Origin of the sequence: Maribacter aurantiacus (genome assembly GCF_005780245.1) — a bacterium.
Classification (GTDB): domain Bacteria; phylum Bacteroidota; class Bacteroidia; order Flavobacteriales; family Flavobacteriaceae; genus Maribacter; species Maribacter flavus.
Window position 1 is genome coordinate 1 of sequence record NZ_VBUK01000001.1, and the last position, 13,088, is coordinate 13,088.

Genomic DNA, 13,088 nt, shown 5'->3' on the forward strand with positions numbered 1-13,088 from the left:
ATAATCATACAGATGCCGGTGAACACGGAAAAGAGTGTATCACATATAGGATGCGGAGCAAGTTATATGGTATTGAACGGTTGATAATTCCGATAGGATTATCAACGATTCAACACCCCAAAACCATCATTATGAAGTAATTGAAAATTAAATATTAACTTTAGAGAACTGGACTAGGGCTTTTCATAGGATACAATGTTGGCAACAGTTTTTATTCATTTTTTTTCAAGACGTAATTCAGTCCGTCATAAAAACTCGGAAATGGAACGTGTCCATAATTATCATAAGTTACATACTTGAATGATACTCTATCTCCTAATTCCGAGTTCACTTTTTCAGCAAATTCGAGCATTGCATAGTGAACTTCTTTTTTTGGGTCAAAAGGGTCAGCTAATGAGTTTGCAACGAATAATTTCTTTCCTTTAAACCGCTCTTTGTCTTTAAAGGCTTTATCAGTTAGTGCTCCAAAATAAGAATTCATATCTGCGTACCAACCAGCACTATTACCAATATAGTTGTCAAATAATTGTGGCTTTTCCAAAAAAGCATACATTATAAATAATCCACTCAACGACCTGCCGCGTATTGTCCTTTGTCCGTTTGAGCGATACCCGTTTTCAATATGTGGTATTAATTCTTTTCCAATGAATGAAAGAAATTGTTCAGCTCCAGGGTTGTCAACTTGGTATGTTTGTGTAGATAATGGCATCATATCTCTGTCACGGTCGGTATTTGCAATAGCGACTATTATCATTTCCGCTCCAAGCTTACTGGTCGCTGTAATAGCATCTAAAAGACCTGTCTCATTTCCATCCAAAACATATAGTACAGGGTAAGTATTCATTGAGGTGTCGTAATTTTTTGGAAGGGAAACTATGAGTTGTCTATTTTCATTTAAAATAGTCGATTGAATATTGTCCCTGACTCCAACTTTTATATTCACATCTTGAGAATACCCAATTCCCGTTTTCAATAACCCTAAAATGATACTTAATAAAATACGTTGTCTCATAATGTGCTTTATCAAATTGTTGCCAACGGTCTTGGCTATGGTTTCGTTGCGGAATGATTCGGCAGAATTATTCCGCCGTAAACCAGACATTGCAAACACACAGGAATTTCCGCGAGGAAATTCCGCCGCAATGAACTATAGCCGTTGTTGTGTGTAGGTTTTATTTTTATTTATCAATTCAGTTATTTTTTCCGCTTTTCCATAATCCGCATCGTTCAGCCATATTTTTAAATTCCGCTTTTCTGTTTTCAGAATTAAATTTGCTTTCGTTTTAAATTTTCCTCCGTTTCCACTTCCAGTTAAAAAGTCGACTATTACGCTCAAAATTGAAATCAGCCAATTAGTCCGTTCAGAGTTCAATTCCGCACTTTTTATTTCAGTGTATGAGTAAGTTCCGTTATTTTTCGGTTCGGAAGCATCAATGACATTAAATTCATCCATATTCAGGATAAATTTTAATTCCGGTTTTTTTCTCAATTCAACAGTTTCTGTCATTCAGCGTTCTGATTTTTTAACTTACACACAACGGTTCGTGTATGATTAGTGCGGGTTGAAATCCGTAGGATTTCGGCCAGTACCATCGCTTTTAAATATACGTAGATTTTCCTAACGGAAAATCGGCCAGCATTAATTATACATATTGTTAGCGTAATTGTGGCGTTGCCCTTTTCATGGGCAGGAAGCGGACATTGCCATTTGTCCCCGTACAATTTTTGCCCTTTTAATCCACCACGGAGTGGGAAGCCTGCGTACCGCTTGCGAACCCCTTGCGAACAGCTTAGAAAGCTTTTTACACGTCCGAGTCGGATCCTTTCTGCGTACTCCTTGCGTACCGGGGCAAAAAAGGGAAGGCCCCGAACCGATAATTATTTTTTTAAGAACACCGAAACCAAAACAGGGGAGTACGGACCGGAGAACAAGAGACCCTTAAATTCCAAAAATAACCCCGACCAATAAATTTGAACGGCATTTACGCTAACAATTGTATATAGTAACAAGTTACTATATTCCTATTTTAGGGGGATTACCCTAAAAATCCTATAAATAATTGGTTGGTGCAAATAAAGTTTTGGGTAATTAAAGGTATTAGGCCAGAACGGATTCTTCCTCCTCACTTCGTTCGTCGTTAGAAGGACAAGAACGGGGGTTTTTCGTCGTCAGAATTATAATAAGTGCCGTGTTTTCATTCCTACACATTGTACACCCAAAAGCTCCACACCCCGGTCAGGGAGGAGTGTTTCGCGACAGCGGAACGGGGAGGGTCGGAGGTTTAGTTCCGATACTTTTTCCATCGCCGAAAAAGTATCCAAAAAGGCTAGACTGATTTTAGGATACTTGAAATCCAAGCAGTCCTTGGCCCGCATCGCCCAGGCCGTTTCCTATTGCATCGGAATACTATTTGGGCGATTTCCTGTTGCCAATTCCAAGGCCTCCCGGATTTGCTACGCATCCCAAAATAGGCCGGTTTTCCTCAAGAACCATTTTATGTTACCTCGTCTTATTTAACACCAAAAAAAGCTCCCCTACCTGGTCAGGGAGGGGTGTTTCACCGTAGTGAAACGGGGAGGAGGAATTACGTCGTTGGATTGCCCAATAATCGAGAAATGTATCAAAAAGAAAAGCCCTTTTAGAAAGGGCTTTTCTTTTTGAGTTAGTTTCGTTTTAAACCTTAGATTATCTGGAAGCCTTAAAGCTGTATTCATGCAACCCCTTAAAGGTATTATGCGATTCCTGAATACCAAAAATATGGCAGGTATCCTTTGTGGAACGGACTACAGGTCTTTGAAAAAATAAGTGTTTGCTATCGGCGTGCTGGGTGGGTCTTTGAAAAGATTTCATAAAGCAAGGTGTATTAGATTACTACTATTTTTATCGATTTCCTTAGGTTCAAACCTCCCGCGGGGCGTACCTTCAAAATCACCGGAATGCAACCTCTTAACTACATATCTATCATTTTGTTACAACTAAATGTATTCAAAAAAATAGTTCTAGTCTGGAATTTGATTCGGACATAAATAAGAAATAATACTCTATCAATTTCGGTGCGCCGATTTTATCAAGATGTAATTTTTTAGCTCGTTTTTTTGTCAACTAAAAAGAGATACTTTCCCAAATACCAGTTCCATTTTAGGAATAAGCTACAACGGTACCAGTATAAGCTTCTCTAGAGCATCGGAATCGCAACCAAAGAATTGAAAATTTTATCGGACTTGACTGGAAAAGGTCGATTTCAGACCGCCAAATCGTCCTTGATCACCTCGATAGAATTACTTGATTTACGTTCCAACAACGCAAACCCAAACGTAAGTACCCCTACCCTGCCAATGAACATCAATACAATGACCATCAATTTACCCCATTGGGAAAGCTCGCCGGTGATTCCCGTGCTCAGACCTACGGTACCTAAGGAGGAAGCGACCTCAAAAAGGATTTGCCGTAGTTCAAAGGCTTCGGTAAAGGTCAGTAGAAAAGTGAACAGAAAAATGATACTGGTATACAGAATGAAGGTGGACGTAGCCACATAAAGCCGTTCAAAAGGGATGGTCCTCTTGAAAAATGTTATCTGACGTTGCCCAAACAACCTACTTTTAAGCACGGATATCATCGCGGTCAAGGTTGTGATCTTCATTCCACCCGCCGTTCCCGAAGGTGATGCGCCTATGTACATTAAAAATATGACCGATAACAAAATGGGGAGGCTCAATCCGCCCGTAGGAATGGTATTAAAACCCACCGTGGTCATGGCGGTCATGGCCTGAAAAAAAGACTCCGTCAATTTGGACTCGGACCCCTGAACACTCGGTTCCGCAAAATACACCAGCAGAGTCCCCAATCCCAATAGCAGTAAAAATCCATAGGTAATGATCTTAGTGGTAAAGGATAGTTTTTGGGACCGCCCGGTGATACGGTACCATATATCCGTAATCACGATAAAACCCAAGGATCCCGCAATGGCCAAAACGGATATAACGGTATTGATGAACACGTTGTCATTATATCCCTCAAAACTATCGTTGAACAGGCCAAAACCGGCCGTACAAAAGGCCGAAACACTGTGAAATACCGAAAACCAAATCGCTTTTAACGCTTCCATCCCTGTTTGCCGAAACGCGATATAAAAACAAATGGCCCCCAGCACTTCCATGACCGTGGTAAAAACAACCACGCTCTTGATAAAATCCCTAATTTTTATGGTCTTGGGCATGGTAAATTCTGCCCCCAAAATTTTGTTGTGCCAGGCCGAAATGTTTCTCGTAGTGAACAGCAAATAGTACGTGGTCAAGGTCATGTAACCGATGCCCCCAATCTGGAACAGGGCCATGATGATGAACTGCCCAAAGAAATTATAGGAATCGTAAACACTTACCGTCACAAGACCGGTCGTGGAAATTGCCGAGGTTGAAATAAACAGATTGTCCAACAGGCCAACACTCGTTTTATGGAATATGGGAAGGGACAAAAGTCCAAAGCCGATAACCGTATACAGAAAAAAACCCCACACCAAATTCATTTGGGGGGATTTGCTTACCTGGAACTTTTTATACCATCGAACAAGCTTGTCGATACGGTTAGTATGCTTTTTCATTCCATACATTTACGGCCTATAAAGGTACTTGCACAAACCCGATAAAGGGTGCTCATTAGCTAAACTTGAGCTTCCTTTCAATCGCCTTGATCATTTCATTGGCAATATCCTTGCCCGTAGCGTTTTCAATGCCTTCCAGTCCGGGGGAGGAATTTACCTCCAACAACAAGGGACCTTTGTTGGAACGGATGATATCCACGCCGGCGACGGCCAGATTCAAAGCCTTGGTGGCCTTCAACGCCAATTTTTTTTCCTCTTGTGTAATCTTGATCATGGACGCCTTGCCACCTTGGTGGATATTGGCCCTAAACTCGCCCTTTTCCGCCTGGCGCTGCATACTGGCCACCACTTTACCATTGACCACAAAACAACGGATGTCCTGCCCGTTGGCTTCCTTGATGAACTCCTGAACAAGGATATTCGTGTTCACACTTTTAAAGGCATTGATCACACTTTCCGCTGCCTTGTTCGTTTCTGCCAAAACAACTCCTTTCCCTTGGGTACTTTCCAACAATTTGATGATCAAGGGCGCACCGTTCACCATTTTGATCAAATCCTTGGTATCCATGGGCGATTTGGCGAATCCCGTGATGGGAATATGAATATCGTTCTTGGAAAAAAGCTGCGATGCGAAGAGCTTGTCCCGCGATTGGGTAATGGATTCTGCCGAATTCTGACAATACACGCCCAAATTGTTGAACTGCCGTATCACCGCACAGCCGTAAAACGTAACGGCCGGTTTTATACGTGGGATGACCGCATCAAAATCCTTGAGGATGTTCCCTCCTCTATAACGAATCTCCGGGGAATGCGCGTCCAGTTTCATATAGGCCTGCTCAACGTTCAAAAATACGATTTCGTGGCCACGTGCCTCGGCCGCTTCCATCAACCTTTTGTTGCTATACAGGTTGGGGTTGCTTGCCAATAAGGCGATTTTCAGTCCGGTTTTTTCTTTGTAATAGGGTTTGTATTTTTCCGTAACCTCCTCATCTGTAAATTCCTGGATTTGATAATTTACCGCCGGGTTTACAATGTACCTATCCGTCAAGGCCTCCCGCCCCAACAACATCCGGAACTCCATCGTATCCCTATTTGCCAGGGTCAGTTCTATATCAAATGTGTTATCGCCCATGGTAACGGGCGTACGTACTACCAAGCGCTCCTCAGATATACCACTGGAACTTTTCACCATCCTACGGTCTATCAACCGGGCCTCGCAGTTGATAGCAATACTGCGGTTCTCCTGTAAGGGGTTCACCTCGAACTTTACCCATTCCTGGGCCCCTTTGTTCACAATCTTTAAATTGGTCGCCTGTATGGAGGAGGTCTTAGCGCCGGAATCTACCCTCGCCTTAATGGCCGGGACTCCCAATTCCTTAAAAACGCACCATTCCTCGCTACCTATGATCTTTAAATTTTCCAATATTATTTTTTTCTTAGTTCAAATATGTCCTTGCGGCGGTCCTTTAAATTCCGGACCGCTCCAAATTGATTGAGCTCCCTGAGCAAACTGATGTCCACATTGGCTATGAGGATCATCTCCGTATTGGGGGTCGCCTCCGCCTTTACGCCGTTCGTTGGAAAGGAAAAATCGCAGGGCGTGAACACCATACTCTGAGCGAACTGGATGTCCATATTCTGCACATTGGGCAAATTCCCCACACTACCGGCAATGGCCACATAGCATTCATTTTCTATGGCCCGTGCCTGGGCACAATTTCTCACACGGGAGTATCCGTTCTGTGTATCCGTCAGGAAGGGCACAAAAAGAATGTCCACCCCTTCATCGGCCAACAAACGCGGGAGTTCCGGAAACTCCACATCGTAGCAGATCAGTACGCCAATTTTTCCGCAATCCGTATCAAAGGCCTGCAACTTCGTTCCTCCCTGTAGCCCCCAAACCTTGGCCTCGTCTGGGGTCACGTGTAGTTTTTCATAGCGCTCCAAGGAACCGTCCCTTCTACACAGATACCCCACATTGAAAAGCTTGCCGTCAATAACTTCGGGCATACTACCCGCGATGATATTGATGTTATAGGTGATGGAGAACTCTGAAAATTTCTGTACCAACACCTCGGTGTGCTTTGCAAGTTCCCGTATAGCATCGGGCGTGCTCATATGGTTTGTTCCGGCCATCAAAGGGGCGTTGAAAAACTCGGGAAAAAGAGCGAAGTCCGACCGATATCCCGAAACGGAATCAATAAAATATTCGGCCTGCTGCAATAGCTCGTTTATATCCTTGTACGGACGCATCTGCCATTGGATAAGCCCCAACCGAACGATTGTTTTGGCCGTGGTGACCTCGTCCGTCGGTTTTTGATAATAAATATTGTCCCATTCCATCAAAATGGCGAAATCGTTGGAATCCTTGTCCCCTTCCAAATAACCCTTCATCACCTTGGAGGGATGAAAATCATTACTGATCTGAAAGTTCAACACAGGGTCCTCTATTTCCTTGTGTCGGACCTTTTCTATATACTGCTTGGGCGTTAGTTCCTTCGCATATTTGTGATAATTGGGCATCCGACCGCCAAACACAATGCTCCTAAGGTTCAGTTTTTCACAGAGTTCCTTGCGGTAATCGTATAAACGCCTGCCCAAACGCATACCCCTAAACGCCGGAACGATGAAAACGTCTATTCCGTAGAGCACATCGCCCTCGTCCGTATGGGTATTGAAGGTATAGTTGCCCGTTATCTTTTTATAGGTATGCCTGCTTTCGAACTTGGCATAATCCACAATAATGGATAGGGCACAGCCGGCCAACTTCCCATTTATCTTTATCACTACCTGGCCTTCCGGAAATTTTTTGATCAAGCGATCGATCTCCTTCTCCGTCCAAGCCGCATCGTGTACATTTAGATAGGAAGTAACCATGGCCTCCTTCAGTTCCTTATAGTCCGAAAGGCTTAGGTACTCCAGGTCAATATTTTCAATCTCTTCTACTTTCATAACAATTTTAGGAGTGTGTATTCATCGGACTTATTCCGATAAAAAAGTATGGGTTTAGGCCTATAGGACCCAAACCCAAATTTTAGAATATTTTACTGACTTTTAATCGAAATCCAAAGACTAGTCGTCGTCCTCATCGCCATCTACCATATCCTTTGGATCTGGTTCCATGATTGCGTCTGGATCGTCGTCGTCAAAATCCTCGTAGTCGTCCTCATCATAGTTTTCCATGGTATACTCCAACTTGGCACTGATCTTTACCAGGTATTTGGTATCCTCCGTTAGGACCTCCACCGCCTCGATCCGCTCTCCTTGGGCGTTTTTAAAGGATATGATATTACGATCATCATACCCATCTGGATAGCGCTCCACTAAAAGCTTCAACACTTCGGGGGTCAACTTCTTAAAATCTACGATTACTTTTTTTAAATGTGCGTTCTTGTCCATAAATAATTAATAGTCCAAAAGATAAGCAAAAATTAAAGGTGCAACAATGGTCGCATCACTTTCTATAATAAATTTTGGGGTGTCTACATCCAATTTGCCCCAGGTAATCTTTTCATTGGGTACGGCACCTGAATAGGAACCGTAGCTTGTGGTACTGTCGCTAATCTGGCAAAAATAGCTCCAGAAAGGGGTATCCGTGCGTTCCATATCCTGATACAGCATGGGCACAACACAGATGGGGAAATCCCCCGCAATACCACCTCCTATCTGAAAAAACCCGATTCCGTTTTCGGAATTATCGGTATACCAATCTGCCAAAAAGGTCATGTACTCAATACCGGATTTCATGGTGCTGGCCTTCAGCTCTCCCTTAAGTACATACGATGCAAATATATTGCCCATAGTACTGTCCTCCCAACCTGGGCAGATAATTGGCAAGTTTTTCTCCGCTGCAGCGTACATCCACGAGTCCTTCAAATCTATTTCATAATATTCCTCCAAAACACCTGAGAGCAACATTTTATACATAAATTCATGGGGCAAGTAGCGTTCTCCCTTATCATCGGCATCCTTCCAGATCTTAAAAATATGCTTTTGCAACCTACGGAAGGCCTCTTCCTCTGGAATACACGTATCCGTTACCCTATTCAGTCCCTTTTCCAATAAATCCCATTCCTGCTGCGGCGTAAGATCTCGATAATTTGGCACACGCTTATAGTGCGAGTGTGCTACCAAGTTCATGATATCCTCTTCTAAATTGGCTCCGGTACAAGAAATTATCTGAACCTTGTCCTGACGGATCATTTCCGCGAAAATCTTTCCCAGCTCCGCGGTACTCATGGCCCCGGCCAAGGAAACCAACATTTTGGCACCCTTGTTCAGTTGCTCCTCGTAGCCCTTGGCGGCATCCACCAAAGCTGCGGCATTGAAGTGTAAATAGTATTTTTCAATAAAATTGGAGATAGCTCCCTTATTCTTCGTCATCATTAAATTTTAAACTGTTGTTCGATTTATAGTCCACATCATAGGTATTGTCGTACTCCTCATCAGCGTCCTGGCCCATAAACTTATAACTCAACATCTTATAATACAACTTTGCGGCCACAAAATCCGAGGATTTTGCGGAAGGATTAGGGCAAAGTTCCACCAGATCAAAGCCTACCACGTTTTTCTCCTCAAAAACCTGTTTTAAGAACTCCAAGGTCTCGTACCATAAAAGCCCCCCAGGTTCCGGTGTTCCCGTAGATGGCATAATCGAAGGATCCAAAGCGTCCAGGTCAAAGGTAATGAATACATTGTCCGTCATGGCCTCAATGACCTTGTCCATCCAATATTCATCGGCCACCATCTCATGCGCGAAAAATGTCTTGTCCGCATCGATCAAGGTCTTTTCAATGGCATCCATGGAACGAATCCCTACTTGCACCAAATTGGTAGTCTGACTGGCCTCATGGACAGCACAGGCGTGATTGTATTTACTACCGGCATAGGAATCCCTCAAATCTGCATGTGCATCTATGTGTAGCACGGTAAGGTCGTCAAAGCACTCGTTAAAGGCGCGGATCGTACCAATGGAGATGGAATGCTCCCCGCCTACCAGTGTTACAAATTTATTTCGCTTTATATAGTCCTTGGTTACTTTGTGGACTTCGTTTACCATGGCCTCTGGAGAGGTGTGTCCGGCAATGGCATCGGCCAAGTAAATACCTTGTTCGTACACCTCGGTATCGGTCTCAATATCATAGCGCTCCATATTCTCGGAGGCTTCCAAAAAGGCCTTGGGTCCGTTCACCGTTCCCTTGCCCCAAGTCGTAGTACCTTCATAAGGCACTGGAATCAAAATAACCTTTGCGGTTTCCAACTGTGCGAATTTGTCAGGTATACCTGCATAATTCTTTGATGTACTCATCTGATTTAAAAATTAGAACTAATTAATTTGAAAGTTGTTTTTCCGCTTTTGCGGATTTTTTCTTTTTTCCTTTTTGATAGTCTCCATACCCCAAAATTTCCAAGAGGTCCTCAGCGGTCTGTTGTGGACTATATAAAGTGGTTATCAGTTCACCATTCGCGTCCTTATCGATCAAGATATGTTTGGGCTGTGGGATCAAACAGTGCTGCAGACCGCCAAAGCCGCCAATGGTCTCTTGATAGGCACCCGTATTAAAGAACCCGATGTACAAAGGTCTATCACGTTTGTACTTTGGGAGATAGATGGCGTTCATGTTCTGCTCGCTATTGTAGTAGTCATCGCTATCACAGGTAAGTCCGCCCAATAAAACCCTTTCATACTCATCATTCCACCGGTTTATGGGCAGCATGATAAATCGTTTGTTAATGGCCCAGGTATCCGGCAAAGTAGTGATGAAGGAGGAATCTATCATATTCCATTTCTCACGATCGTTCTGCTGTTTTTGGTAGAGGATCTCATAGATGGCACCGCCACTTTCCCCCACGGTAAAGCTCCCGAATTCGGTAAAAATATTGGGAACGGGTACATCGGCTTCTGCACAGGCAATATTGATCTGGTTCAAGATCTCATCCACCATATATTGATAATCGTATTCGAAGGCCAGAGAGTTCTTGATTGGAAATCCGCCGCCAATATTCAGGCTGTCCAAAGAAGGGCAGATTTTCTTAAGTCGCACGTACACCTTTAGACACTTTACCAATTCGTTCCAATAGTAGGCATTGTCCCTGATACCGGTATTGATGAAAAAATGTAGCATCTTAAGCTCCACCTTATCGTTGTCCTTTATCTGGTTTTCGTAGAACGGCACTATATTTTTATAGCCGATGCCCAATCTGGATGTATAAAATTCAAATTTGGGCTCCTCCTCCGATGCAATACGGATACCAACTTTGAACGTATCATTAATACTATCCGAAAGAAGTTCTATTTCCTCATAATTATCGATGATCGGGATACAGTTGTCATGGCCGTTATTGATCAACCGGGCAATGTTATCGATATACTGCTCGCGTTTGAACCCGTTACAGATGACATAGGCGTCGTCCTTAAGTTTACCGTCCTTTTTCAACTGTTCAACAATGTTGATATCAAAGGCGGAAGAGGTCTCAATGTGGATATCGTTCTTTAATGCCTCATGCATTACATGTTGAAAGTGTGAACTTTTGGTGCAATAGCAATAATGGTACTTACCCTTGTAATCGTTCTTTTTGATGGCATTTACGAACCAGTTCTTTGCACGCGCAATATTCTCGGATATTTTGGGTAGGTAGGTAAACTTCAAAGGGCTACCATATTCCTCGACCAATTCGTTTAGGGGAATATTGTGAAACTTCAAGTGGTCACCGTCTAATGTAAATTCCTCTTGGGGGAAAAAATAGGTCTGATCGATAAGATCAATATACTTGGTATTCATGTAAAAAAATATTTGATGTTTGAAAATACGGTTTAATAATTAATAAAATGTGCTCATATCATGTTAAGAAAACATGATGTATTTTCAAATCAAATAAGAATTTGTTTTTGGGTGGTGGGAATGAAAAAATAGATGTGCTGACTCTGCACGATCGAGGAGTTACATTCGGAAGTTAGCTTTAAAATTCGGTTGCTTATCTTATAAGCCATTTTTGGGTTTGACTTCCTAATTCCCAAAAACCCGAACATAGAAACAAATTGCATTATGTTCAGCTAAAGACCATGGCCTTACATTGAGTTAACCTCATATTTTAGGGCACAAATGAAAACAAAAAAATTGAAAAAACAACCGTTTTCAAACAAAATACGTTCAAGGACCAATAATTGTTCAACAGAGTCGGGTTTATGATTTTTTTAAATTTACAAAATATTTATATTCAGTATCTTACCAAGAATATTAATCAATATATCCATGGAAATGAAACATCTTAAAATAATACGAATACTACCTTTTGTGGTAATGGCCTTGCTGATATCCATGGCAAATGCCCAAATTGCGGCCGGTGTCTATCTTTCCGATCAGGACAATACGCAGCACGAACTTAAAATCAACAAGGGTTATCTGACCTATTCGGTATACAAATTGGACCCGGCCGAATTTATAAAAACGGTAGGTGGGTTTTATACTGCGGATGAAAAGATGCTAAAAGTACAGCTCGAGTTCAATTCGAACTTTGAAAAGGACGGAATCAGGGCATTGGAAATGCCTTTTTCCATGGATGGAGATAAGATCATAATACACATGGAGGATGCCATAACCTTCAAAAAAAAGGAATCCTTGAACCAAGCCCTGGACGGGCAATGGCTGTTTGCTACGCGTGGCCCCGATACGGGCCAAGAACGCCGGGGAGATGAAAACCCAAGGAAAACCTTAAAATTCCTGATGGACGGTCGGTTTCAATGGATTGCCTACCAAACAGAGACCATGGCCTTTTCTGGAACGGGGGGCGGCAGTTTTACTTCGGTGGACGGGGTCTATACGGAGAACATCGAGTTTTTTTCCCGTGATAACAATCGGGTAGGTGCAAGTTTAGAGTTCAACTACGAAATCAAAGGGGACGATTGGCATCATACCGGCAATAATAGCAGGGGGGAACCCATGTATGAAATATGGTCCAAAAGAAATTGATGTAATTCCTTTTGCTTACAATCCACAAAAAACCCTATTTTTGCCAGCCTATTTGGCCTCGTAGTTCAATGGATAGAATAGAAGTTTCCTAAACTTTAGATGCAAGTTCGATTCTTGCCGAGGCTACAAATAAATGCATATAGATTCACCGAAGGTGTTACATACGAAAATAAAAAAAGGACAGCTTGCTGGTCCTTTTTTTGTTAAAGTTTGTAAAGCGTTAGCTTTCTATATGCATTTTCAACATGAGACACAAAAGAACAACGCGGTTATCTCTTGCCGAGGCTACAAATAAATGCATATAGATTCACCGAAGGTGTTACATACGAAAATAAAAAAAGGACAGCTTGCTGGTCCTTTTTTTGTTAAAGTTTGTAAAGCGTTAGCTTTCTATATGCATTTTCAACATGAGACACAAAAGAACAACGCAGTTATCTCTTGTCGAGGCTACTTTAAACAAAAAGTGGGAATCCTATTGCTCCTTTTTTAGTTTGCGTTTAATAGTTGAATTATTAGGTTT

The 13,088-nt window shown here is 42.4% G+C and carries 11 protein-coding genes and 1 tRNA gene; 2 read left to right on the forward strand and 10 right to left on the reverse strand.

From position 1 onward, the window contains the following. Nucleotides 1-211: 211 nt before the first annotated feature. The 10 genes from FEK29_RS00005 to FEK29_RS00045 form a co-directional block, all read right to left on the reverse strand. Nucleotides 212-1,012, reverse strand: a complete 801-nt coding sequence (locus FEK29_RS00005; protein WP_161595288.1) for an alpha/beta hydrolase — start codon at nt 1,010-1,012, stop codon at nt 212-214. Nucleotides 1,013-1,147: 135 nt separating this feature from the next. Next, on the reverse strand, nt 1,148-1,507 hold the full coding sequence (locus FEK29_RS18075) for a hypothetical protein (protein WP_193554871.1): 360 nt from the start codon (nt 1,505-1,507) through the stop codon (nt 1,148-1,150). 1,179 nt (nt 1,508-2,686) lie between these two features. Further along, the gene (locus FEK29_RS17840; RefSeq protein WP_161595289.1) at nt 2,687-2,851 is read right to left on the reverse strand and encodes a hypothetical protein; all 165 of its coding nucleotides are present in this window, start codon (nt 2,849-2,851) and stop codon (nt 2,687-2,689) included. 391 nt (nt 2,852-3,242) lie between these two features. After that, nucleotides 3,243-4,598: a TrkH family potassium uptake protein gene (locus FEK29_RS00015; RefSeq protein ID WP_138256356.1), complete on the reverse strand. Its 1,356-nt coding sequence runs from the start codon at nt 4,596-4,598 to the stop codon at nt 3,243-3,245. Nucleotides 4,599-4,653: 55 nt separating this feature from the next. Continuing rightward, on the reverse strand, nt 4,654-6,021 hold the full coding sequence (rimK, locus tag FEK29_RS00020; protein WP_193554872.1) for a 30S ribosomal protein S6--L-glutamate ligase: 1,368 nt from the start codon (nt 6,019-6,021) through the stop codon (nt 4,654-4,656). 2 nt (nt 6,022-6,023) lie between these two features. Further along, complete coding sequence (locus FEK29_RS00025) at nt 6,024-7,550, reverse strand: bifunctional GNAT family N-acetyltransferase/carbon-nitrogen hydrolase family protein (protein WP_138256358.1); 1,527 nt, start codon at nt 7,548-7,550, stop codon at nt 6,024-6,026. A gap of 120 nt (nt 7,551-7,670) precedes the next feature. Next, a complete protein-coding gene (locus FEK29_RS00030; RefSeq protein WP_138256359.1) occupies nt 7,671-7,997 on the reverse strand; it encodes a hypothetical protein in 327 nt (108 codons plus the stop codon). 6 nt (nt 7,998-8,003) lie between these two features. Further along, a complete protein-coding gene (locus tag FEK29_RS00035) occupies nt 8,004-8,981 on the reverse strand; it encodes a deoxyhypusine synthase family protein (RefSeq protein WP_138256360.1) in 978 nt (325 codons plus the stop codon). Continuing rightward, complete coding sequence (gene speB, locus FEK29_RS00040) at nt 8,968-9,906, reverse strand: agmatinase (RefSeq protein WP_138256361.1); 939 nt, start codon at nt 9,904-9,906, stop codon at nt 8,968-8,970. Before speB ends, FEK29_RS00035 begins: the two co-directional genes overlap by 14 nt. A gap of 22 nt (nt 9,907-9,928) precedes the next feature. Then, entirely contained in the window at nt 9,929-11,380 is a 1,452-nt protein-coding gene (locus FEK29_RS00045) for an arginine decarboxylase (RefSeq protein WP_138256362.1), read from the reverse strand. A gap of 471 nt (nt 11,381-11,851) precedes the next feature. Between FEK29_RS00045 and FEK29_RS00050 the strand changes: the two genes are divergently transcribed. Together FEK29_RS00050 and FEK29_RS00055 are read left to right on the forward strand one after the other, a co-directional pair. Continuing rightward, complete coding sequence (locus FEK29_RS00050) at nt 11,852-12,568, forward strand: hypothetical protein (RefSeq protein ID WP_240042621.1); 717 nt, start codon at nt 11,852-11,854, stop codon at nt 12,566-12,568. Nucleotides 12,569-12,622: 54 nt separating this feature from the next. Beyond that, nucleotides 12,623-12,694: transfer RNA gene (locus FEK29_RS00055), tRNA-Arg, on the forward strand. The last annotated feature ends 394 nt before the right edge of the window (nt 12,695-13,088 follow it).